General features: G+C 62.1%; 17 protein-coding genes. 7 read left to right on the plus strand and 10 right to left on the minus strand.

Translation table 11 applies throughout. From position 1 onward, the window contains the following. The first annotated feature begins 10 nt into the window (after positions 1 to 10). Positions 11 to 1,258 (plus strand): cytosine deaminase, encoded by a 1,248-nt coding sequence (gene codA / locus HU755_RS15455; protein ID WP_186634103.1) that lies wholly within the window; start codon positions 11 to 13, stop codon positions 1,256 to 1,258. Positions 1,259 to 1,403: 145 nt separating this feature from the next. Here codA and HU755_RS15460 read toward each other — a convergent pair whose 3' ends face one another. Next, a complete protein-coding gene (locus tag HU755_RS15460; RefSeq protein ID WP_186634105.1) occupies positions 1,404 to 2,384 on the minus strand; it encodes a diaminopimelate epimerase in 981 nt (326 codons plus the stop codon). Positions 2,385 to 2,629: 245 nt separating this feature from the next. On the opposite strand from HU755_RS15460, the gene HU755_RS15465 reads away from it, so the two are divergent. Next, positions 2,630 to 3,781 carry an MFS transporter gene (locus HU755_RS15465; protein ID WP_130909827.1) on the plus strand — a complete coding sequence of 384 codons (1,152 nt, stop codon included), beginning with the start codon at positions 2,630 to 2,632 and terminating at the stop codon, positions 3,779 to 3,781. 86 nt (positions 3,782 to 3,867) lie between these two features. Here HU755_RS15465 and HU755_RS15470 read toward each other — a convergent pair whose 3' ends face one another. From HU755_RS15470 to asnB, 9 genes are all read right to left on the minus strand, one after another. After that, entirely contained in the window at positions 3,868 to 6,294 is a 2,427-nt protein-coding gene (locus HU755_RS15470) for a TonB-dependent siderophore receptor (protein ID WP_186634108.1), read from the minus strand. Between the two features lie 98 nt (positions 6,295 to 6,392). Beyond that, entirely contained in the window at positions 6,393 to 7,376 is a 984-nt protein-coding gene (locus tag HU755_RS15475; RefSeq protein WP_186634111.1) for a FecR family protein, read from the minus strand. A 40-nt stretch (positions 7,377 to 7,416) separates the two neighbouring features. After that, positions 7,417 to 7,908, minus strand: coding sequence for a sigma-70 family RNA polymerase sigma factor (locus tag HU755_RS15480; RefSeq protein WP_186634114.1), 492 nt, complete (start codon positions 7,906 to 7,908; stop codon positions 7,417 to 7,419). Between the two features lie 91 nt (positions 7,909 to 7,999). Then, the gene (locus HU755_RS15485; protein ID WP_238350004.1) at positions 8,000 to 9,268 is read right to left on the minus strand and encodes an MFS transporter; all 1,269 of its coding nucleotides are present in this window, start codon (positions 9,266 to 9,268) and stop codon (positions 8,000 to 8,002) included. Between the two features lie 143 nt (positions 9,269 to 9,411). Beyond that, positions 9,412 to 10,671: an ATP-grasp domain-containing protein gene (locus HU755_RS15490; RefSeq protein WP_186634119.1), complete on the minus strand. Its 1,260-nt coding sequence runs from the start codon at positions 10,669 to 10,671 to the stop codon at positions 9,412 to 9,414. Next, a complete protein-coding gene (locus HU755_RS15495; RefSeq protein ID WP_186634122.1) occupies positions 10,668 to 11,630 on the minus strand; it encodes an EamA family transporter in 963 nt (320 codons plus the stop codon). The genes HU755_RS15490 and HU755_RS15495 overlap by 4 nt, the downstream gene beginning before the upstream one ends. After that, the gene (locus HU755_RS15500) at positions 11,617 to 13,701 is read right to left on the minus strand and encodes a GNAT family N-acetyltransferase (RefSeq protein WP_186634125.1); all 2,085 of its coding nucleotides are present in this window, start codon (positions 13,699 to 13,701) and stop codon (positions 11,617 to 11,619) included. Before HU755_RS15500 ends, HU755_RS15495 begins: the two co-directional genes overlap by 14 nt. Then, the gene (locus HU755_RS15505) at positions 13,698 to 14,561 is read right to left on the minus strand and encodes a TauD/TfdA family dioxygenase (protein WP_186634128.1); all 864 of its coding nucleotides are present in this window, start codon (positions 14,559 to 14,561) and stop codon (positions 13,698 to 13,700) included. The genes HU755_RS15500 and HU755_RS15505 overlap by 4 nt, the downstream gene beginning before the upstream one ends. 48 nt (positions 14,562 to 14,609) lie before the next feature. Beyond that, complete coding sequence (asnB, locus tag HU755_RS15510; RefSeq protein WP_186634131.1) at positions 14,610 to 16,475, minus strand: asparagine synthase (glutamine-hydrolyzing); 1,866 nt, start codon at positions 16,473 to 16,475, stop codon at positions 14,610 to 14,612. 852 nt (positions 16,476 to 17,327) lie between these two features. On the opposite strand from asnB, the gene HU755_RS15515 reads away from it, so the two are divergent. The 5 genes from HU755_RS15515 to HU755_RS15535 are packed head-to-tail and all read left to right on the plus strand — an operon-like array spanning position 17,328 to position 22,731. Continuing rightward, positions 17,328 to 18,719: a hypothetical protein gene (locus tag HU755_RS15515; RefSeq protein WP_186634133.1), complete on the plus strand. Its 1,392-nt coding sequence runs from the start codon at positions 17,328 to 17,330 to the stop codon at positions 18,717 to 18,719. Positions 18,720 to 18,735: 16 nt separating this feature from the next. Then, positions 18,736 to 19,431, plus strand: a complete 696-nt coding sequence (locus HU755_RS15520) for a bifunctional 2-polyprenyl-6-hydroxyphenol methylase/3-demethylubiquinol 3-O-methyltransferase UbiG (protein WP_186634138.1) — start codon at positions 18,736 to 18,738, stop codon at positions 19,429 to 19,431. A gap of 34 nt (positions 19,432 to 19,465) precedes the next feature. Next, on the plus strand, positions 19,466 to 20,725 hold the full coding sequence (locus HU755_RS15525; protein WP_186634141.1) for a diaminopimelate decarboxylase: 1,260 nt from the start codon (positions 19,466 to 19,468) through the stop codon (positions 20,723 to 20,725). Then, positions 20,726 to 21,556: a 2,3,4,5-tetrahydropyridine-2,6-dicarboxylate N-succinyltransferase gene (locus HU755_RS15530; protein ID WP_186634144.1), complete on the plus strand. Its 831-nt coding sequence runs from the start codon at positions 20,726 to 20,728 to the stop codon at positions 21,554 to 21,556. Beyond that, the gene (locus tag HU755_RS15535) at positions 21,553 to 22,731 is read left to right on the plus strand and encodes an aminotransferase class I/II-fold pyridoxal phosphate-dependent enzyme (protein ID WP_186634147.1); all 1,179 of its coding nucleotides are present in this window, start codon (positions 21,553 to 21,555) and stop codon (positions 22,729 to 22,731) included. Before HU755_RS15530 ends, HU755_RS15535 begins: the two co-directional genes overlap by 4 nt. Positions 22,732 to 22,735 lie beyond the last annotated feature (4 nt).

A 22,735-nucleotide genomic window follows, 5' to 3' on the forward strand; every position in this document is an offset into this window, starting at 1 on the left:
GATTCGCCTGATGCACATCATCAACGCCCGACTGCGCAACCAGGAAGGCCTGCACGAATTGCACCTGCAAGACGGCCTGATTCACAGCATCGCCCGCCAGACCGAAGCGCCCACCCTCGGCCCGAATGACCTCGACGCCGGCGGCAACCTGGTGGTGCCACCCTTCGTCGAACCGCACATCCACCTCGACGCCACCCTGACTGCCGGCGAGCCGCGCTGGAACATGAGCGGCACGCTGTTCGAAGGCATCGAGTGCTGGGGTGAACGCAAGGTCACCATCACCGAGGAAGACACCAAGACGCGCGCCAAGAAGACCATTCAGGCGCTGGCTGCCCACGGCATTCAGCATGTGCGCACTCACGTCGACGTCACCGACCCGCAGCTGACCGCACTCAAGGCCATGCTCGAAGTGCGCGAGGAAAGCCGTCACCTGATCGACCTGCAAATCGTCGCGTTCCCGCAGGAAGGCATCGAGTCGTTCCGCAACGGTCGCGAGCTGATGGAGGAAGCGATCCGCATGGGCGCCGACGTGGTCGGCGGCATTCCGCATTTCGAGTACACCCGCGATCAGGGCGTCAGCTCGGTGAAGTTTCTCATGGACCTGGCCGAGCGCACCGGATGCCTGGTCGACGTGCACTGCGACGAGACCGACGACCCGCATTCGCGCTTTCTCGAAGTGCTCGCCGAAGAAGCGCGCAGCCGCGACATGGGCGCGCGCGTCACCGCCAGCCACACCACGGCAATGGGCTCTTACGACAACGCCTACTGCGCCAAACTGTTCCGCCTGCTCGGCCACTCCGGAATCAGTTTTGTCTCCTGCCCGACCGAGAGCATTCACTTGCAGGGGCGCTTTGACAACTTCCCGAAACGCCGGGGCGTCACCCGCGTCAACGAGTTGCTGGAGGCCGGCATGAACGTGTGTTTCGGCCAGGATTCAATCGTTGACCCATGGTATCCGCTGGGCAACGGCAACATCCTGCGCGTACTCGAAGCCGGCCTGCACATTTGCCACATGCTCGGTTATCGCAACCTGCAAAGTGCGCTCGATCTGGTCACCGACAACAGCGCCAAGGCCATGCACCTGGGCGAACGTTATGGACTGGAACAGGGCCGCCCGGCAAATCTGCTGATTCTCTCGGCGGACAGCGATTACGAAGTGATCCGCAGCCAGGGCTTGCCGCTGTATTCGATTCGTCACGGCAAGGTGCTGATGAAGCGGCAGATGCCGGTGGTGGAGTTCAGTGGCGGCTTGAGCTGAGTCGAACGCAATATTGCGTACACCACAAAGCCCCGTGTAGGAGTGAGCCTGCTCGCGATAGCGTTCTATCAGTCAACAGTAATGTGGCTGACACACCGCCATCGCGAGCAGGCTCACTCCTACATTTGGATCGATGGTGGACGATTCAACCCATCAGCCGCGCCGTGCCGAACAATCTGACGCGCAGCAACTCCCCTTCCGAAACCTCCAGCAAAATCGGTGCGGTGCCACCGGGCATGATCACTTGCACTTCCCCCGTCTCGACCCAGCCAACCCGCCACGCCGCACACGCCACCGCACTGGCGCTGGTGCCGGATGACGCGGTCGGTCCTTCGCCGCGCTCGAATACCCGGGCGAGGATTTTCTGCGGCGACGCCAGCGCGGCCCATTGCAGATTGACACCCGCCAGGCAGGGATTACCGGCACCGGTGGGCACGGCATAGGCAATCTCGGTCAGCCTGTCGTTCAGAGGTGATGCAAGCATCTGCTCGTTGCTCGGCAAAGCGCCCACATCGCTGAGCAGCGTTACGCAGTGAGGATTGCCGATGCGTACGAATTGACTGTGCGTCCAGTCGGGATCGAGTTGTGCCAAGGGCTGGACATGGCTGACGTTCCGACTATTGAACTGAATGCTCTCGACCGCCTGCGCACCCGCCGCCTCCGGCCCGAATCCGGGCTGGCCGAGATCAAGCCAAAATCCGCGCACGCGTTCGACCTCAGCCGGTCTCACCGAGGTTTCCACTGCTGTGCCTTTGTCATGGTGAACGCGCAATACTGCGCCTTCCCCCGGCATCACCCCCTGCTCGGCCAACGCCTGAGAGAAAATCGTCAAGCCGTTGCCACTGCGCTCGGCGAGGGAGCCGTCGGTGTTGACGATCAGCACATCGAATGGCGCCGATGTCTGGAACGGGCCGATCAGCAGGCCATCGCTGCGGTGAGGTTTGCTGTTCGTCGGGCGTTGGCCAGCGGGCCAGCGGCAGCACAGGGCGATTGCTGCTGCGCTCCATTTCTGCCGAGACGAGGCGCACTGGGCAGCGCTGGCCGGCAGATCAATGCCGGCCTGGCGCAAGGCTTCGGGAGAAACCACTGCGTAGATATTGCCGCGTGCGTCGTAGAACCTCGTCATGCCCTATTCCCGTCTTTCATGCTGGCGAAAATCCCACTGTAAACCGCAATCTCCTGTAGGAGTGAGCCTGCTCGCGATGGCTGCGTGTCAGGTTTATAAAATATCGACTGGAATACCGCCATCGCGAGCAGGCTCACTCCTACAGGTTACGATGTCGGCTGCACGCCCTCGAACAGACTGCGATCGAACCTCGACGCGGTCAGAATGTCACTCGGGATGCCGTTGTTTTTTTGCCAAGGATCGATATGACCAGCCTCAACCCCCAAGACACTTTTGTCCCCGGACGCCTGCAACAGATGTCCACGCGCATCGCCTTCTTCATCGCCGGTCTCGGCATCGCCGCGTGGGCGCCGCTGGTGCCGTACGCCAAGGCACGCGCCGGGCTGGATGAAGGCACGCTGGGGTTATTGCTGCTGTGCCTGGGCGTCGGTTCGATTCTGGCGATGCCGCTGGCGGGGATTCTTGCCACGCGCTTCGGTTGCCGGCGCGTGGCCACCGGCGGCACGTTGCTGATCTGCGCCGCGCTGCCCTTGCTGGCGACGGTGTCGTCGATTCCGGCGCTGATCGCCACGCTGTTCATGTTTGGCGCAGGCCTGGGCACGGTGGATTCGACGGTGAACCTGCAAGCGGTCATCGTCGAGCGCGCCAGTGGCAAGCACATGATGTCGGGTTTTCATGGGCTGTTCAGCCTGGGTGGAATCGTCGGCGCGGCCGGCGTCAGCGCCCTGCTCGGCCTCGGCCTGACACCGCTTGCGGCGATGCTGGTGGTGGTCGTATTGCTGATCGGCGCCCTGCTCAAGTGCGTGCCGCACATGTTGCCCTACGGCAGCGAAAGCTCCGGCCCGGCCTTCGCCATTCCCCACGGCATCGTGCTGTTTATCGGCGGCATGTGCTTTATCGTTTTCCTCACCGAAGGCGCGGCGCTGGACTGGAGCGCGGTGTTTCTGGCACAGGAGCGCGGGATCGACACGGCGTATGCGGGATTGGGTTACGCAGCGTTTGCCTTGACCATGACGGTCGGGCGTCTGCTCGGTGATCGCATCGTGCGCAAGCTCGGTGCTACGCGGATCATTCTGTTTGGCGGCCTGCTGGCAGCGGCGGGATTGTTTCTGGCGACGTTCGCGCCGAGCTGGCAAGCGGCGCTGGTCGGCTACGCGCTGGTCGGTGCCGGCTGTTCGAACATCGTGCCGGTGCTGTACACGGCGGTGGGCAAGCAGACGGTGATGCCGGAAAGCATCGCAGTGCCGGCGATTACCACACTGGGGTATGCAGGGATTCTGGCGGGGCCGGCGGTGATCGGGTTTGTCGCCCATGCCAGCAGCCTGAGTTTTGCCTTTGGGCTGATGGCGGTGTTGCTGGTGGCTGTCGCGATTGGCGGCAAAGTCCTTAAAGTCTAAAAAGCTTCGCGAGCAGGCTCGCTCCCACAGGGTCTCAGTGATCCATGTGGGAGCGAGCCTGCTCGCGAAGAAGGCGCCGTGGTTTATCAGAAACCGACGCTGGCCTGCACAAAGAACGTGCGCGGCGCACCGACATACATCCCCGAGTTGTTGTCACTGGAGCGGGTGAAGTACTGCTTGTCGAAGATGTTCTTTACTCCCGCGCCGAGCTTGAGATTCGACAGCTGCGCGCCGAAGTCATAGCCGCCGCGCACGTTCCAGGTCACGTAGCCTGGAATGTCACCGTACTGCCCGTCCGCCGTGCCTTCGGTGATGTAATTGCCGTTGAAGCTGCCGTCGGCGTTCACGCCAGTGCCGGGTGAGCGCTGTTTCGATTGGGCAAAACCATCAATGTTGTAGGTCCAGCGGTTGATGTCGTAACGCAGGCCCACGGTCGCCACCTGCCGCGAGTAGAACGGCAGATCGCGGCCCTTGAAGCCGGGAATCTCGCCTTCATAGGTGGCGCGGGTGTAGGTGAATCCGGCGTTGGCGGTCAGGCCATCGAGGCGCGGATCGAGCGCGGCCATGTCGTAATGCACCGATGCTTCGAGGCCCTGGTGCTTGGTCGCGCCGAGGTTGGTCCAGCCGACATCGTTACTGATGTATTGCAGCTCGTCATCGAAGTCGATGTAGAACAGCGTCACTTCCCCGCCCCAGACGTCATCGTTATAGCGCGTACCGATTTCGTAGGTCTTGGCCTTCTCCGGCTGCAGACCGTTGGCGGTGCTGTCGCCCGAACCGCCCTGGCCGAGCTGGAAATACTGCAGGCTGCCAAACGAAGTTTCGTAGTTGGCGAACAGTTTCCAGGCATCGGACAGGTGGTACATCACGCTCAGTGCCGGCAGCGGTTCGTTGCTTTCGATGCTGCGGTTTTTCTCCGGCACCGGCCGCCCGGCGGTGTCGAGTACGGCGCGGTCATGCCAGTCGGTGCTGATGTGTTCGAAGCGGATACCCGGGGTGATCGTCCACTGGCCGACGTCGATCTTGTTGTCGACATACACCGAGTTGGCCTCGGTGCCGCCGGTGCGGTCCTGGAACACATGACCGTCGGACGTCGGCCTGACCACCGGCTGATTGTTGACCAGCGCCAGACGGCTCGATTCTTCGTGCATCGCCTCTTTCAGATAACGATAACCAACGCTGACTTCTTGAGTGGTCGGGCCGACATCGAACACCCGCGATACCCGAGGTTCGATGCCCAGGGTGTAATACGAACGCGGGTACGAGCTGAGGGTTTTCTGATCGCGCGCAGCGATGGTGCTGCCACGGAAGCTGTCGGTGTAATAGGTGAGGATCTCTGCCTGGGTGCGCTCGTCGATCTGCCGAATCCACTTGAACGACACGTCTTTGCGCCGACCCGTGAACTGGTCATAGTCGCGTACCGATTCATACGGTTTGTCGTCGTACTGCTTCTGCGTCAGACCGCCGGGCATGTCGGCGCTGGCGTCGTAGTAGTGAAAGTTGAGGCTGAAGTCGTCCTGATCGGTCGGTGCCCAGTGGGTCTTGAGCAGCACGTCGTCGATGTCGTTGCCGTTATTGCGCTCGCGATAGCCGTGACCGTTGACGCCCGAATACAGCAACGCCACGCCCATGCCGTTGTCGGCCGTGCCGCCGAGGAACGCGGTGTCGATGTGCTTCCAGCCGCCGTACTGGGTGGTCTCCAGAGTCGTGCCGATTTCACCGGTGGTTTTTTCCGGAATCGCGCGGGTCACGAAGTTGATCACGCCCCCGACGTTTTGCGGCCCGTAACGCACCGAGCCGGCGCCGCGCACGACATCGATGCTGTCGAGGTTGCCCGAGGAAATCGGCGCCATCGACAGCTGCGGCTGGCCGTACGGGGCAAACGCGGCCGGTACGCCGTCGATCAGCACGGTGGAGCGCGGCGACAGTCGCGAGGTCAGGCCGCGCACGCCGACGTTGAGGGAAATATCACTGCCACCGGTGCCGTTGGAATCCTGCACCTGCACGCCGGGTACACGCTTGAGCACGTCACTGACGTTCATCGCGCCTTGTTCGACCATCGCTTCGCGGCGAATCACGGTACGGGCGCCAGGGTGGTTCTGCACCACGGCGGCGTTGGCGTCACCGAGCCAGTCACCGACGACCTTGATGTCGGTCACGCCCAGTTCCAGCGGGCCATTGCTGGCGGCGGACGGCGCTGCAGGGGCGAGCGTCACCGAGCCTTCGTTGATCTGATAATCGAGGCCGCTGCCCTGCAACAACTGCCGCAGCGCCTGCTCCGGCGAGATATTTCCCTCGACCGCCGGGGCCTGCTTGCCGGCCACCAGCTCCGGGCTGAAAAACACTTGCAGCGACGTCTGCTGACCGAGTTCGCTGAGCGCCTGGCCCAGCGGCTGGGCGCGGATATGGATGGCCTCGGCGCCAACGGCCAGCGGCATCGCAGCATTGACCGCCAGCGCGAGGGCGAGCGGCAACCAGGGAGATTTTTTATTGTGGTTTGTGGTGTTTTTCACGTCGTACGGAGTCCTGTGGATCGCAAGAGTGTGCGGCTGTTAATGCAAACCAGTTGCAGTTGAACAGGAAGACGATGAACTCGAAAAAAACCTGAATGCTATTTTGAAATTATTTCCTGGCTGCCATCAGCGAGAGTCCGAACGGCCACTGGCAGGATGCTCGGCAAGGCTTTGAGCAAGGCGTCGGTGTCGTCGGATCTGAACACACTGGTCAGGCGCAGGCTGGCCACGTTCGGGTTGGCGACCGTCAGCGGCTTTTCGCGATAACGCGACACTTCGGCGGCCACTTCGCTGAGGCTGGCGTTGTTGAACACCAGTTTGCCGTTGCGCCATGCCGTCAGTTCTGCCGGGTTGACCGCATAGGCTGCAGCGACTTTGCCTTGGCCGTCGACGTAGGTGCCCAAGCCGGCGGTCAGACTGATGAACGCTCCGTCCGGGGCATTGCGCCCCTGCACTTTCACCGTGCCCTGCTCCACCGCCACGCGGGTTTGCGCAGGATCGCGGCGCACATCGAAGCGCGTGCCGGTGACCGTGACCTTGCCACTGCCGGCCTCGACGACAAACGGACGGGCGCTGTCATGCTCGACGCTGAACATCGCCTCGCCTTCGCTCAACTCGATAAGCCGACGATTGTGCTCGTAACGCACCTGCACCCGGCTGCGGCTGTTCAAGTCGATCACCGAGCCATCCGGCAATGCCACGTGTTTGCGCTCGCCCAGTGCCGTGGCGAACTCGGCGCGGTAACCGCCCGGATCATGCAAACCACTGAACAGGCCAAGCCCCAGCGCAACGGCCACCACACTCGCAGCGACGGCATAACGCAGCAGCGGTCGCCGCTGGCGGCGGGGTGGCGGGGTTTCGGCAAGCGCGTTGAGGCGTGAGGCCGGCAGCAGATCCGCCGCCGTCCACAGGCCCTGTAACAACTGGAATTCTTCGCGGTGTTGCGGGTGCTCATTCAGCCAGGCGTCGAAGCGTTGCTGTTCTTCGGCGCTGACCGCCGGCTCCTGCAATCGCACGAACCAGCTCGCTGCCTCGTCGCGTACCTTCGTTTGCCCACAGGCGCAATCACCCGTCTCCATCATGGAATGTCCTGTCCGGCTGAAGATGAAAAGGTCCGAGCGTTCATGACTGCAACCCGTCGAGACGCTCGCGCAGATGCCGCAGGGTGCGGATCATATACTTTTCGACCATGTTCTTGGACAGCCCCAGGCGTTCGGCGATTTCCGCCTGCGTCAGGCCCTCGATCTTCTGCCAGACAAAAATCTTCCGGCAGTTGAGCGGCAGCTCGCTGAGCGCGCGCTCAATGGAATCGGCCAGCTGGATCGCGTGCATGTAATGCTCCGGGTCGCCCGCTGACGACGCATTTTCATCCACCACGCCCGATGCCATGGCGCCACGTCGATCCTCCCGCCGATAACCGTCAACCGCAATATTGCGCGCGGTCTGGTGCAGATACGCCCGAGGTTGTTGCACCGCCGCCGAATCCGACTCAAGCACCCGCACAAAGGTGTCGTGCGCCAGGTCCTCGGCCTGCGCGCGATTGCGCAGGCGGCGAGTCCAGGTGCCGATCAACTCTTCGTAATGCTCGAAAAAGCCGGATCTGCGGGAGCGCATGGGGTATGAGCGGCAAGCTGAGGGAAGGGGCGTGAATAGTAATCGCTCTTATTCAGGCGAAGCAATGGATTCATCGATGCGCGGGCAGAACCTATTCCCCAAGCTCCAGCCGCGAGCCCGTTACGCGTTGGCGAGCCGCCGACACCTGTAACTGGCGCGCCGTCATCAAAGCCAGAAAACTCACCAGTGCTGCTGCCAGCAAGTAGTACGCCGCCATCATCGGGTCACCGGTATAGCGGTAGAGCAACGTCACCAGGGTTGGCGTGAAACTGCCGAACAGCACCACGGAACTGGCGTAGGCCACGCTGATCCCCGTCGAGCGCACCGCCACCGGGAATAATTCGGCCAGCGCTGCCGACGCCGGCCCGGCGTACAACACCATCAACACGGCCAGCCCGGCTTGCAGCAGCATCAAGCCACTGTCCTGCGGATTGTGCTTGAGTGCGAGGAATGCCGGGTACGCCAACACCAATACGCCCAACGCGCCGAGCAGCATGACGTTGTAGCGCCCCCAGCGATCCGATAGCCAGCCGCCCAACGGGCTGAGCAAGGTAATGAAACCGACCAGCGTGATGCCGTAATAGGCTTTCCCGGCATCCAGGTTGAGCATGGCCTGGGCGTAGGCCGGCATGAAGTTGATCAGTTGGGTGCACACCGTCCACAAGGCGACAAAGCCGATGCCCAGGACCAGGCTGCGCCAGTGCCGCAGGATCTCCCGGGCAGGCACCTCGACACCCTCGCGGGCATGGGCCTGGAACGCATGGCTCTCGTCGATGGTCCGGCGCACATAGACACCGACAAAATAGATGAGCACACCGAGGACAAACGGAATACGCCAGCCCCAACTGCCGAGCTGTTCAGCGGTCAGCAGCGTCGCCAGGATGCTCGCGAACAAGCCGCAGAGCAAAAACGAACCGGCCTGCGCGACTTGCTGGAAGGAGGTAAAAAAGCCCCGACGCGAAACCGGCGCAGATTCGCACAGGTAGGCCAGCGCACTACCGATTTCGCCCCCCGCCGCCAAGCCCTGAACGACCCGCGCCACCACCAGCAGCACCGTGGCGCCATAGCCCAGCACGCTGTAGCCGGGACACAGGGCAATCAGCACGGTCCCGGCGGCCATCATGTTCATCGTCAGAATCAGCGCTTTCTTGCGCCCGTGACGATCGGCATAGCGACCGATGAGAAACGCCCCCAGCGGTCGCGCCACGAAGCCCACCGCGAGCGTGACAAACGTGGCCAGCAGCGACATCAGTTGATCCTGGGCCGGAAAGAACGTCTTGGCGATGTGCAGAGAGAAGATCGCGAACAAGGTGAAGTCAAACCATTCCAGGGTCGTGCCTATCCCTACGGCCAGCAGCATCCTGCGCTGCTGCCGCGGTGAATCCGTTGGCTTCATGCGATGAGTTCCAGACGTAGACGCGCGACCCTGCGCGCGCGGAGGGGCTTGGATGCATTGCGTACCGGGCCTGTCAGCGGGCCCGGTGCGCGGTCACCTTTGCCAGGCTACTGGACGGTGAACAGGCGCGAGGTGCGCTCCCATTCCCGGACGGTCCTGTAGTCGTCATGCAGCACATTGCTGTCGGCATGACTCATGAACACGATGCCGGGACTGGAAAACAGGTCGATCGTCTTTACCACCGTGTCGCCTTCTTTCGGCGCACGCTGAAGCCAGGCCTTGCTCTTGAGCGTCTTGAGCAACTCATCGTAAAAAGAGCGTGCGACTACGCCTTCCTGATTGGAGATGAACTGCACCTGCCACAGTGGAGAACGATGGGGTTGCCAGGTCTTGAGAATTTCGTCGATGGCCGACTCCCCTTCCCTGACAAGCTTGCCCACCAGATCGAGCTGGCTGGCGCCGACCGCGTAGTTGGCCGCCGGACGATTCAGCCCGCCGGACAAACGCGAGGCGCACTCGATCAGCGTAGGGCCCTCGGCGGTCACGATCAGCTCGGTGTGGTTGGCGCCGTAGCGGATGCCCAAGGCGTCCAGCACACCATGGACATACTCGACGATTTCGCGCATTTCGGGCGATGTCGGATCGAACAGCACGGCGCGGTCATAGATCCAACCGCCGTCCGGTGCCGGCAGCTTGTCAGCGCGCCAGATCTCAGTGATCAGATGCTTGCCATGGCCGCTGACGCCATTGATGAAATACTCCGGGCCGACCAACAGGCGCTGTGCCAGAACAGCATCGTTGCGTTCACCCAGTTGATTGACGGTGCCGAACAGCTTGTCGAAGCTCTCGAGCAGTTCTCGTTGATCGCCACAGAACGTCACCGAGTCGGTGCCCGCGCTGGCCAGTGGCTTGATCACCACTGGCCAGGTGCCGCGCTCGGCCCAGGCGCTCATGGCATCGCGGTCAACGGCGCGCAAATGATCCATGCTGCGCAGGCCGACAGCCTTGAGGCGCTCGTGCATGGTGTATTTGTCACGGCGGGCCAGGCTGGTCGACGGATCGTTGCCCGGCAGTTGCAGCGCAGCGGCCAGCAGGTCGGCGACAATCACCCCGCTTTCGGTCCCGGGCAATACCGCCGCCGGCTGCCAGGCTTCAACGGCGCGGGCCAGCGCCTGGATGTCCCCCTGATACTCGAAGTGCGCGAGGTATTCATCTTTGTGGTAAGTGCGCAGGTAGTACTCCGGCGGATTGGCCGAACTGCTCACGTGCACGCATTTCCAGCCGGACTCGGCCATCAGCGTCGGCAGTTGTGAACCTGACGAATAACCATCGACCACCACAAGAATCTTTTCCTTGGCTTGTGTCATTTTCTGTCTCCCTTGAATTTCATCCATGTGCCGAACACCGTGACCAGCGCGATCACGGAACAGCCCAACGCAGAGGTCATCGACCACTGGATTCGCGCATCGAATACCTGAAAGACGTAAGTCAGCAGTGGCGCCCACGCGAGCAGTGCTGCCACGGTAAAGGGTTCTGAAAGCAGGATGCCGCGCTGCAGCAACCACAACGGAATGATCACCCCGAGCAGGGTCGCAATCGCCAGACCGCCGATTTGCGTGCTGGAGGCAATCGCAAAGCCCGGACCGCTGTAGGCCAGTACCGCCGCAACGAAGATCAGCAGATAGAAACGGTGGGCCATGATTCGTGTGGCGGTCCAGCTGCGTTCGCCCAGTTGCTTGGTGGCGATGGTGTTGAGCGCCTGGGATGCACCACCTGCCGCCGCCGCGGCGAGGCCGATCAGGGTGTCACTGACGTTGATCGGGCGAATCCCCGCCAGCCCCACCAGTGATGCCCAGGCCAACAGTGCCGTACCGGACAGGATGCCCGCCGCCACCGCGTAGGTGTACAGCGGCAGCTGCCGTCGCCGCACCACCCGCTCCAGCAGGATTGTGCTCACCGGGCCGAGCCCGCCCATGATTGCGCTGACGATGGCCGGCTCGATATAGCGCAAGGCATAGAAATAGCCGATCCAGTTCAAGGCACTGGTGAAGTTCAGCACGGTCAGCGGGCCGGCGGAGTTGGCATCGATTGCCAGCCCACGCGTACCGGAGCTGAGCAACAGCCGCGTCAGGAAAAAGCCGCTGGTGATGACGAAGCTCCAGAACAGGAACGTGAACGGATGCAACTGCTGCAACAGGTTGCCGGAGAACACCGCGTTCGCGTTGGCCAGCACCAGAAACGCTGCCACGTAGAGAATGCCCGCCCGCCCGACCCAGCGGCTGACCGGTGTGGCGATGCCGGCCAGGCTTGCTTCAGGCTTGTTCATTGACGGCTTTCTCCATGAATACACTGAGCGGATCTTCGCGGTAATCGGCGAAAGGGCCACGGTCGCGAAACCCCGCACGGCGGTACAGCGAAATGGCTTCAGGCTGACTGACGCCGGTTTCCAGCAGCAGCGTTCTGGCACCGTTGCGCCGGGCCAACTGCTCCAGGCGCTTGAGCAAGCGCACACCGACGCCACGACGACGGGCATTGTCGGCAACGAACATGCGCTTGAGCTCGGCCTCGCCGTCACCGATGCTCACCACCGCGCCGCAGCCGAGCACCTGGCCGCTGTGCAACTCGCGGGCGACGACGAAGCTGACGCCCGGCGCCTTGAGCTGCGCCACGTCGAGCATGTGCACACTTTCGGCCGGGTACAGCGAGCGCGCGTAATCTTCCGAACGTTGTAGCAGCGCGGCGACCTGCTGCTCCTCGGGATCGCCTTCGTCGATGCTGAACAGCGCCTGCCCGGAGGTTGCCGACGACGCGTAATCCTGCAACACCATGTCCGCGCCTTTCTCGGCGATCATCAGCGACGCGGCGTTGGTGTTGCCCGAGACCATTGTCGGCATGATCGATGCGTCGATCACCCGCAGACCGTCGAGGCCACGCACGCGCAGGCGGTGATCGACCACGGCCAGTTCATCATTGCCCATGCGGCAGGTGCCGACCGGATGGTAGGAGGTGTCGCCCAGGGTGCGGGCATACGCCAGCAGCTCTTCGTCTGACTCGACCTCGATTCCCGGCGACAACTCGTGGTCGCAGTAAACCTGCAATGCCGGTTGCGCAGCAATCTCGCGGATGATGCGCATGCCGGCAATCATCCGTCGCTGATCCTCTGGATGTTCAAGGAAGCGCGACTCGATGACCGGCGCCACCGCCGGGTCGCTGCAATGGATGTGGATGCTGCCGGTGGATTCGGGGCGCAACGGGTACAACCCCACCGTCATTCCGGGCAAGGTATCGAGTCGACGACTGGAGCCAGGGCCATAACTGGCCGGGGCAAAATGGAACTGCAAATCAGGCCGCGGCTCTTGCTCGCGGGATTTGACGAAGCCATGTCCGAGAGCAATCGGCAGGCTCAGCACGCCGCGACGGCGGGTCAGGTAATGCAGGACTTCCTTGAACAAGGCGAAGCCACGCGTGCGTTCGTTGAAAGTGATCTTCTGGCGAATGCGCCACTTCAACCGGGAGGCGAAGTGATCGCGGAAATTCTCACCGACGCCGGGCAACACGTGCTGCACGGCGACGCCGGCTTTTTCAAGCACGGCGGGTGCGCCAATTCCTGACAATTCCAGCAGTTGTGGCGACTGGACCACTCCGGCACTGAGGATCACTTCACGCCGCGCCCTTGCGGACTGCAGCGTGCCGGCGAGGTAATCGACGCCAACGCAACGTTTGCCTTCCAGGCGCAGTTTCTGCACAGGTGCCTCGGTGATGATTGTCAGGTTTGCACGCTGGCGCGCCGGCAACAGATAGCGACCATAAGCCGAGGAGCGTCGCCCCTGGTCATGGTTGACCTGGTAATAGCCGAAGCCTTCCTGCTCGCCGCTGTTATAGTCGGGATTACGCGGATGGCCGGCCTGGCCGGCGGCGGCAAGAAAGGCGTCGCACAGTTCGTCGCGCTCGCGGGGCAGCGCCACGTGGATCGGTCCGTCCTGGCCGCGTGCCGCGCCGGGCACGTCGACACTGGTCTCCAGGCGTTTGAAATACGGCAACACCTCGTCCCAGGTCCAGCCGGCATTCCCCTGGCTGGCCCACTCGTCATAATCCTCACGCTGGCCGCGGACGAAAATCATGCCGTTGATCAGGTTCGAGCCGCCCAGCAGACGCCCACGCGGAATCTGCAGGGTGCGCCCGCCCAGCGTCGGGTCCGGCCGCGTCTCGAAGCACCAGTCATACTTGGGATTGCCCATCAGCAGGACTTCGCCGACGGGTATCGATAACAAAGGGCTGCGGCGTTCGGCGCCGGCTTCGAGCAGCAGCACCTGGACATTCGGATTCTCGCTCAGGCGCGCCGCCAGCACGCAGCCAGCGGCACCCGCGCCGACAATGATGTAGTCATACTCGCTCATGCCTGGCGATTCCTGTCCCGAGACTCGGCGGTACGCGCGCCGATGGTGGTGCGATGCAGCAGACGACGGTATTTGTCGTCGTACACCGTGGCTTTGTGCATGGCGCTGCGGTTGTCCCATAGGATGATGTCGCCCGGCGTCCAGCGGTGCCGGTAGGTAAATTGCGGCTGCACCGAAAACTCCTGGAGGAACGTGACCAGTGGCGCACTTTCCTCAAGCGGCAGGCCTTCGATACGCCACGGCACATTGCCGCCGGCGTACAGCGCCTTGCGCCCACTGACCTCATGGCGACGCACCAGCGGTTGCGCCACATCGACCCATTCGGCCAGTTCCTGCGCCGACGGCGCCGGGCGGTCGGGATAATTGTAGGGCCGCGACTGGGTCCGACTGATGACCACCTTGAGATGTTCGATGCGCTGCTTGACCGCCTCGGGCAATGCCTCGTACGCGGCAAACATATTGGCGAACCAGGTGTCGCCACCCTCCGGCGGGATTTCCAGCGCGTGCAGCATCGACCCCGCCGGCGGCACCTCCAGATAGTGACCGTCGGTGTGCCAGACCCGACCGCTGACGGGCGAACCGATCAGCTTTCCGTCCTTGGTAATGTTCGACAGGATGAGGATTTCCGGCTGGGTCTTTTCGCTGAACTGCGAGCGGGTATAGCTCACCAGCTCGCCGAAATTGCGACTGAATTCCAGCTGCTGGTCAGGGCTCATCGACTGCCCGCGAAACAACAGGATGGTGCTGCTGATCCAGGCGTTATAGAGCGCTTCGATGGTGTCGTCACTGAGCCTGGCATTGACATCGATGCCGCGCACTTCGGTGCCGATCGAATCGGTAATGGGAACGAGTTCAAGCATGCCGCCTCCTTGATTTGCATAAGGTCAGACTTCCGTGCTGACTGTGTCTTACACCGCGACCCGGTTGTCGACGATCCAGCGGTGCATCTCCACCAACTGGATCAACAGGTGCGCCGGGCTGGCCCCGCCCGGCAGCATCGACGCGTTGAGCTGATTGGCGGCAATCTGTTCGATCAGTGCGCTCAGGCGCGGGGTGTCGAACATCCACGCAATCGGTGATTTCGGATCCGTCGCGATCCAGCGCGCTTCGCTGATCAGCACCCGGTCGTACTCGGTATCCTGAATGTGCGGGTAGGCGCTTTTCTTGCGAGACAAGGTCGTCGGCGGCAGGATGTCGTGCATCGCGGCCTTGAGCAGCCCCTTGACGCCCCCCCGGGATTTCATTTCCCACGGCACGTTCCACACATACTGGATCAATTGCGGGTCGCAGAATGGCACCCGCACTTCCAGGCCCTGGGACATGCTCATGCGCTCCTTGCGATCAAGGATCACCGACAACGGCCCGGACATGCCGAGGAACAACACTTCGCGCATGCGCGCCGCTTCTCCGGTTTCGCCGGCAAGACGCGGCACCTGGCTCAGCCAGTAGTCGTAGCGGGCACGCTCGTCCTCTGCAACCCGTTGCGCGGTGATCAGGGCAGGCGACAGATAGTCGGCCAGCTTTGGCCCATCACCCAGCCAGGGGAACTGCGCACGGGCCAGTAACTGCGGTTTGAAATAGTAGGGGTAGCCGCCGAAGATCTCGTCGGCGGCCTCACCGGTCAAGGCCACCGAGCAATTGCCACGCATGCGTTCGAACAGCAGGTACATCGAGGCATCGAACTGGCCCCAGCCGGGTAATCCACGGGCCGTGCGCGTCGCCGGAATGACATTGAGCAAATCCTGCATGGTCGCGCTGAGCGTGGTATGGCGGGTGCCCATGTACTCAGCGGCCAGCGCAGCGAAGGGTGCGTCGATGTCCGGCCGCAGCTCGGTTGAGGTGAAGGCATCTTCGTCGGAGTCGAATTTCAGGCAAAAGGTATCGAGTGCCGAGCCTGTGCCTCGAGTCGCCAATTGCTTCATCACCAACGCGGCGACCGACGTGGAGTCGATGCCGCCGGACAGCATCGCCGCGCAGGGCACTGACGGCTCGTACTGACGCGCCACTACTCCCTCCAACAGCTCGCGGACACGGCCTGCGGTTTGTTCGAAGTCGTCCGTATGCGCGGTACTTTCGAGCTGCCAATAGCGCACGAGTGCCTGGCCGCGTTCGCTGAAGCTCAACACACTGGCCGGTGGCAATTCGTGCAAACCTTGCAACGGGGTTTCGCCGGGCAGTGCCATGCGCGGCTGCAGCACAATTGCCAACGCACTTGTGTCCAGTCGGGCGGTAAATTGAGGATGAGCCGCAATGGCCGCGGGCACGCTGGCGAAAAGGATTCCGCCGTCGGTCACGGTGTAATAAAGCGGTTGCAGGCCGAGACGGTCACGGGCCAGCAACAGTTCGCGTTTCTGGCTGTCCCAAAGGGCAATGGCGAACATGCCTTCGAGGCGCTCGACGAAGCCGGGGCCCCATTGCGCATAGGCGCGGCGAATGATCTCGGCGTAGGACCAGCGGTCCGGTTCCGGGCCGAGGCCGGCGAGTTGCTGCTGCAATTGTCCGGCGTTGTAGATCTGCCCGGTGTACATGATGGCGACGGTGGCGCCGCGAATCTCGCCGATCCACGGCTGCTCATCGAAGTCGTAGCGTGAAGTCACTGTGCGGCAATGTCCCAGTGCAAGCTCCGGACCGAGCCATACCGCTTGCCCGTCAGGACCGCGCCCGGCCATTGCCGCGATCATTTGCGAGACAATCCTGGCGACCTTTGAACGAGGCAGGTTCACTTGTTGCCCAACACCGTGACGCAGGTCGACCCAACCGGCCATGCCGCTCATATAACGCTCCTTGTCGAATTACCTACCGGCAACGCCTTTATTGGCGCGACCGTTTCCATGTAGATCAATGCTGGTGGCATACAGACCGAAATAGATCGTCTCTTTTTTAATCTATTTGTTCAGTCGGGCACAAACTACTTCAAGCCATACGTTCATGACAAGTGTCTTTTTGGAAAGTCTAAATAACCAAATCAAAGGAAGTTATTACTTAAAGGCATTTGCGCAAAAAAACAATTTTCCTGTCGCGCACCAACATGGCACACACCGAAATACGCCACCTTCGAAACGCACTAAAACAGGGCGCTAACTTGTACAAACAATGTCGGCTTATACAACGGATGCGCGTAACACAGTGCAGACCGGGATATCAAAACATACCGAAGAAAATATTATCAGGCGTGTAACTCGATAATCTTCAAAGAGTTTTAGGTCAAACATTGCAAAACCTTGTGCGATCCGTTGAATTTTTTTAGTTGCCCTACTTGTCGTCAAAAAAAAATCGCTGTTATGCTCCACGGCAAGCAGCGTGGTGCCCTGTGTGCCACACCTTCACATGGAATGTGAGTAAAGGAATGTATATGGATATTCATCTGCACATCATCTATCCGTCATTAATGCTGCGCCGCCCCGACTTGATTGTGTTTGGGCGTTAGTGCCAGCGTGGCTGCCGTCAGCCAATCAGCCAAGGCCCTGCCGACTTAATCTGCGTATTTCGATCGCCATCAATGGCGTCGTCGCCAGTATTAATCGCAGGTCCGTAATTCTGCCTATTTAAATATCCGTGCATACCCGCGCCTGGCTGTTGGCGAAGTGTGCGCTGCCGTACTTCAGCACGTAGAGGGAATTATGAGCGTGAATCGGTTTGATTATTCGGCAAACCTTGCCAAGGCCACTACTTACCGTGGTTATCGCCACGCCTTCTGGCCCCCGGCTGACAGTTATAACCTGACGCTGCTCGACCTGACGCCGGCCAATCCTTGCCTGGGCGATGCCTGGCAAGAACGTCTGGACGCGCTCAAGACCGCGATTGATGAACAATGGCGCGACGCCAAGCTGCACGGAGTGCCAGAACGGACCCGTTTCAGCGATCCGCGGGCCGTGGCTCAGGCTTTGCGCGCACTGGGTGACAATCTGCAGCGGCCACAGGATCGCCAAGCCCTGCTGCTCAGGGCCAAGGCCATTGAGCACGGCTATGACGACGAAATACTCAAGACCCTGGCCGGCCTGCAAGAAGAGGTCGCGCTGGTCGCCGGGCAGTTGGCAACCTGGTATGGCAAGCAAACGGGAGGCTTGCCAAGCGCCTTTGGGTGCCAGCTCAACCAGGCCCGGCAGCGGGACGTGGAGCTGGCCATGGCGCTGGTGGATCAAGTGCCGGCGTATCTCAAGAGTCTGCACACCCACTTGCGGCTGGGTGAGCTGCCCGCCTTCGCCGCCACCGATCTGTTCTTCATGGCCGGCGAGGGCAACCTTCATCCCAAGCACGTCGCCTACTTCCTCCCGGAAGACGAAGGCGTCAAACGCTCGCCATTCAAGAAAACCTATTACTTTGCCAACACCCACGCAGCGATGGTCGAGTACCTGGCGGCGCCGCTGGCCCGACAGTTCCTCTCGACCGGCGCGCACTATGACGTGACGGCCGAACCTCTGCGCCGCATCCCGACTCTGGGCGTGCTCAGTCATGAACTCGGCCATTTCGTCCATCGTCAGGAAACCGCCTACGCGCCCCTGAACAGCGCCAATCGCTGGGCCTCGGTGGTGCTGCAGGAAGTCGCGGCGGATGTCTTCGGCATCCTGATCCTTGCCCAGGTGTGGGCGCCCGCGCTGCAGATCCCGCTCGAGCAGGTGCTCGAATATTACCTGGGTGAGTGCCTGCGTTACCTGAACCGCGGGCTCGGGCTTTTCCCCGACTGCGACGGGATGTACCTGCAACTGTCTTATTTCGTCCAGCTGGGCGCCCTGACGCTGCAGCATGGGGGAGAGCAACCCGTGCAATTGCGGGTCGATCACGGCGCCTTGCTCGCCGGCTTGCGTTCGCTGGCCCGAGTGCTCGCCGACGCCCTGCTTGCGGGCGATCCGCAGGCGGCTGTTGCCTTCTACCAGTTTTACGGACCGGCACGGCTGCAGCCGTTGCAGCCACTGCTCACTGCGCTGGCCAACGCGCCCGCGCAGTCCATCGAATACGTGCAAGAGCCTGTGCGTGTACCCACGGACTGCGACGCAACCTGCGCGCAAGCCCGCCTCTAGACAAGGAGAGACAGAGATGACGAAGCCGATGCAGGACCTCAAACAGGTTGAAGATTACTACGGCACCTCCCGCCAGTTTGGCGACAGCAATGCCACCATCTACGAGATCTGGGAACAGGGTGGCGCGTTCAACGATTCCATCACGCCGTCCACCTACAGCCCGGAATATCGTTCGCATCTTGGACTCAAGCTCAAGTCCCTCACCCAGGAAGGCGCGACGATTTTCTCCATTGGCTGCGGTAATGGTTTTGTCGAGGGTGATCTGGTGGAAGCCAAACGCCGCGTACTGGCTATCGACTTCAACGATGAAGCGGTGGCCCTGAGCCGGAAAAAAGGCGTCGATGCCTACACCGCCGACTTCTTCAAGCTGGAGCCCGGCGCCCTCGCCGGCGTCAAATCGGTCTATGCCGACGGCTTGCTCGGCCATTTGTTCCACCCCGAGCTGAAGCTCAAGCCGACCTTCGACAAGCTCAAGGAACTGAACCTGGAATCCGGCACGACCCTGGTGTTTTCCAACGACTCGCCCCGCGATCCCGATGCGTTGTTCGCGGCCCACGATAAGGTCGACGGTTTCTGGTTCATCTCCAGGGATTACCTGCGCGATGCGCTGATCGAGGCAGGGTTCAAGATCGAGGAATCCTATTACTTCCCCTATACGCGCCCGATCAGCGGCCTGCGCAATCGCACCCTGTGCGTCGCACTGGTGCCCTGAGTCGATCACGCCTGCGCCGCGAGGAGAAACCGCCGTGCCAATATCCGAAAGCTTCGCCCGACGTTTGTTACCGCTACTCGATGAGCTGACGAAGACCTACCCGACGCCCTTTCATCTCTATGACGAGCGCGCCATCGTCCAGACTCATCGAAACGTGGCGCAAGCCTTCGCCGACAGCGCGTTTCGTCAGTACTTCGCGGTCAAGGCGCTTCCCACTCCGGCCATCCTGTCTTTGCTGCTCAAGGAGGGCAGCGGGCTGGACTGCTCGTCACCGGTCGAACTGATGCTGGCCGAACGACTGGGCGCGCGGGGTGACGACGTTGTGTTCACCTCCAACAACACTTCACTCAGCGAATACCAGATGGCGCTGCAGGCCGGCGCCCTGATTACCTTTGACGACCGCAGCATGCTCGAGCGAGTGGCAACCTTGCCGGATATCGTTGCCTTTCGCGTGTCGCCCCATGGCGTCATCGCCCGGTCGTCACAAATGGGCAATGCCCGGCAATCGAAATTCGGCGTTCCCGAGGCCGAACTGATTCAGAGCTATCGCCAGGCACGCGATCGCGGTGCCCGACGTTTTGGTATCCACGGCATGATGTGTGCCAACGAGCTGTCGCTTGAGGCCGCCGTGCAGGCCGGCGTGCAGGTCATCGAGGTCGGCGCGCGCGTGGCCCGCGAGGCAGGCATCGAACTCGAATACATCAATATCGGCGGTGGCCTGGGCATTCCCTACCGGATCGACGACCAGGCCCTCGACCTCACCGCCTATGCCGAGGCGCTGAAACGCAGTTTGAAACAGGCATTCCCGCGCCACACACCCAAGCTGCTGATGGAGTTGGGCCGTTACATCAGCGGTCCCCACGGGGTGCTGGTGTCTCGGGTCATCAACCGCTGCAGCAAAGGGCGGGAGATTGTCGGCCTTGATGCCTCGATGTCGGCGCTGATGCGCCCTGGGCTGTATGGCGCCTACCACCACCTGACGCTGCCCTTCGCCGGTCAACGCGCCGAAGGCGTGTTCGATGTGGTCGGCGCACTGTGCGAGAACTTCGACAAGTTCGCCGAGGATCGCCCGCTGCCGACACCGCGCATCGGCGACCTCGCACTGATCCATGACACCGGCGCTCATGGTCATGCCATGGGCTTTACCTACAACGGTCGGTTGCGTCCGGCAGAACTGATGCTGACCGACGCTGGCGATGTCGTCGAAATACGTCGGGCCGAGACTTTTGAGGACCACACCGGCCCGGTTCAATGGCATCCCGTTAACGTCTTCAACTCCCACAAGGTGCGTTAAATGAGTAACCGTGTATTGATTGAAGAAGCGTTCGAGCGGCGTACGCAGCTGACGCCGGAAGAACTCTCGGCGCTGGTGCCGACCATCGAAGCCGGCCTTGCCGCGCTGGAGCGTGGCGAACTGCGCGCAGCACGTGCGCAGGACGGCCAGTGGATCTGCGATACCTTTGTCAAGAAGCTGATTCTGCTGTCCTTCCTGACCCGCGAAAATGCCGTGGGCGAAACCAACCCCGGACGGCCGAAAAGCTACGACAAACTGCCGCTCAAATTCGAACAGTGGGACGACGCAGCGTTTCGTGACGCACGCATCCGCGTGGTCCCCGGAGCGGTCGTCCGGGCCGGGGCGTACATTGCCCCGGGCGCCGTGCTAATGCCGTGCTTCATCAACATTGGCGCATACGTCGGCGAAGGCACGATGATCGATACCTGGTCGACGGTCGGTTCCTGCGCCCAGGTCGGCGCACGCTGCCATATCTCAGGTGGCGTGGGCCTGGGCGGCGTGCTTGAACCCATCGGCGATAACCCCGTGGTCATTGAAGACAACGTTTTCATCGGTGCCCGCAGCGAGGTCGCCGAAGGTGTCATCGTGCGCAGCGGAGCGGTGATCGGCATGGGCGTCTACCTTGGTGCTTCGACGCCAATCGTCGACCGCGCGAGTGGCGAAGTGCGCTTCGGCGAGGTGCCGGCCAACGCGGTAGTGATTGCCGGTAATCGCGCCGACCCGAAACTGCCCGGCGTATCGCTGGCCTGTGCGGTAATCGTGAAATACGTCGACGAGCGCACGCGCTCGAAAACTGCGCTCAACGACCTGGTCCGAGAGCTCAGCCGATGAACGCCGCAGGCAATGCTTTCGCCAGGCTGCACGGCCTGCTGGATGGCCTGCCGCCAGCGCCTGGCTTGCCGGTCATCGCCCTGCACCTGGGCGAAAGCAGATTGGGCGACCCGACACCACTGCTGGCACCGTTGTCTGAACTCAAGGAGTGGACCCGTTATCCGCCGCTGGCCGCGACGACGCAACTGCGCGAGGCCTACAGTCACTGGTTGCAGCGCCGCTTTGGCATCGCCGCCAGCCTCGGCAGCTCGATTGCCATCGAACCCACCCCGGGAACCAAGCAGGCGATCGCCACGTGCATCGCCCTCGCGGTCAGCCGTGCGCGGGCACGGGGCGTCGCGGCGCCGGTAGTGGTGTTGCCCAATCCGTTCTATCCCACGTATGTCGCGGCCACCGAAGCCGCAGGCGCGCAGGCCCTGTTCTACGATCTGAGCGATGGGCAACTGGAGGCGAATCTTGCTGCCCAACTGGCATTGGCCGGCGACAGCGCCGCCGCTCTGGTGTTGTGCAATCCCGGCAATCCGCTGGGCAACATCCTCGCCGCCGATACGCTGGCGGCAATCAGCCGACGGGCCCACCAGGCCCAGGCCAGTTTACTGGTCGATGAGTGCTACACGGATCTGGCCTGGCATTGCGCGCCGCCCGGCTATCTGAGTCTGGTCGAGGCCGGCACGGTCGCGCCTTGTCCGTACGTGGTGCTGCACAGTCTGTCGAAGCGCTCCGCCGCGCCAGGTTTGCGTAGTGGTTTCATTGCCGGCGACCCACAGAGTGTTGCCGCCTACGCCGGTTTCAATCGCGCCTGTGGGGTGTCGCTGGCTTGGCCGACGTGTGCGGCCTCGGCCGCTCTGTGGCAGGACGACGTCCACGTGCAGCAGCAACAGCAAGCGCTGCAACGCAACTGGGACATGGCCGATGATTGCCTCGCCCAGGTGCCTGGTTATCAGCGCGCCGCCGCCGGTTTTTTCCTCTGGCTGGCCGTCGCCGATGGTGAGGCGACAGCGCGCCGATTATGGACCGAGCAGGGTTTGCAGGTAATGCCCGGACGCTATTTGTGTCACGCCGACAGCAACGTCAGCAACCCCGGAAATGGCTTCGTACGCCTTGCCCTGGTGCATCAGCCATCTGTCATGCGTGATGCCCTGCTGCGCCTCAAGGCGGGGCTGACGGGCCATTAGGTCC

Origin of the sequence: Pseudomonas sp. SWRI111, assembly GCF_014268555.1 — a bacterium.
GTDB classification, from domain to species: Bacteria; Pseudomonadota; Gammaproteobacteria; order Pseudomonadales; family Pseudomonadaceae; genus Aquipseudomonas; species Aquipseudomonas hamedanensis.

Coding starts and splice junctions, on each gene's coding strand:
- codA (WP_186634103.1), top strand. CDS start 11: ATGCACATCATCAACGCCCGACTGCGCAACCAGGAAGGCCTGCACGAA.
- HU755_RS15460 (WP_186634105.1), bottom strand. CDS start 2,384: ATGACGAGGTTCTACGACGCACGCGGCAATATCTACGCAGTGGTTTCT.
- HU755_RS15465 (WP_130909827.1), top strand. CDS start 2,630: ATGACCAGCCTCAACCCCCAAGACACTTTTGTCCCCGGACGCCTGCAA.
- HU755_RS15475 (WP_186634111.1), bottom strand. CDS start 7,376: ATGATGGAGACGGGTGATTGCGCCTGTGGGCAAACGAAGGTACGCGAC.
- HU755_RS15480 (WP_186634114.1), bottom strand. CDS start 7,908: ATGCGCTCCCGCAGATCCGGCTTTTTCGAGCATTACGAAGAGTTGATC.
- HU755_RS15485 (WP_238350004.1), bottom strand. CDS start 9,268: ATGCTGCTGGCCGTAGGGATAGGCACGACCCTGGAATGGTTTGACTTC.
- HU755_RS15490 (WP_186634119.1), bottom strand. CDS start 10,671: ATGACACAAGCCAAGGAAAAGATTCTTGTGGTGGTCGATGGTTATTCG.
- HU755_RS15495 (WP_186634122.1), bottom strand. CDS start 11,630: ATGAACAAGCCTGAAGCAAGCCTGGCCGGCATCGCCACACCGGTCAGC.
- HU755_RS15500 (WP_186634125.1), bottom strand. CDS start 13,701: ATGAGCGAGTATGACTACATCATTGTCGGCGCGGGTGCCGCTGGCTGC.
- HU755_RS15505 (WP_186634128.1), bottom strand. CDS start 14,561: ATGCTTGAACTCGTTCCCATTACCGATTCGATCGGCACCGAAGTGCGC.
- asnB (WP_186634131.1), bottom strand. CDS start 16,475: ATGAGCGGCATGGCCGGTTGGGTCGACCTGCGTCACGGTGTTGGGCAA.
- HU755_RS15520 (WP_186634138.1), top strand. CDS start 18,736: ATGACGAAGCCGATGCAGGACCTCAAACAGGTTGAAGATTACTACGGC.
- HU755_RS15530 (WP_186634144.1), top strand. CDS start 20,726: ATGAGTAACCGTGTATTGATTGAAGAAGCGTTCGAGCGGCGTACGCAG.
- HU755_RS15535 (WP_186634147.1), top strand. CDS start 21,553: ATGAACGCCGCAGGCAATGCTTTCGCCAGGCTGCACGGCCTGCTGGAT.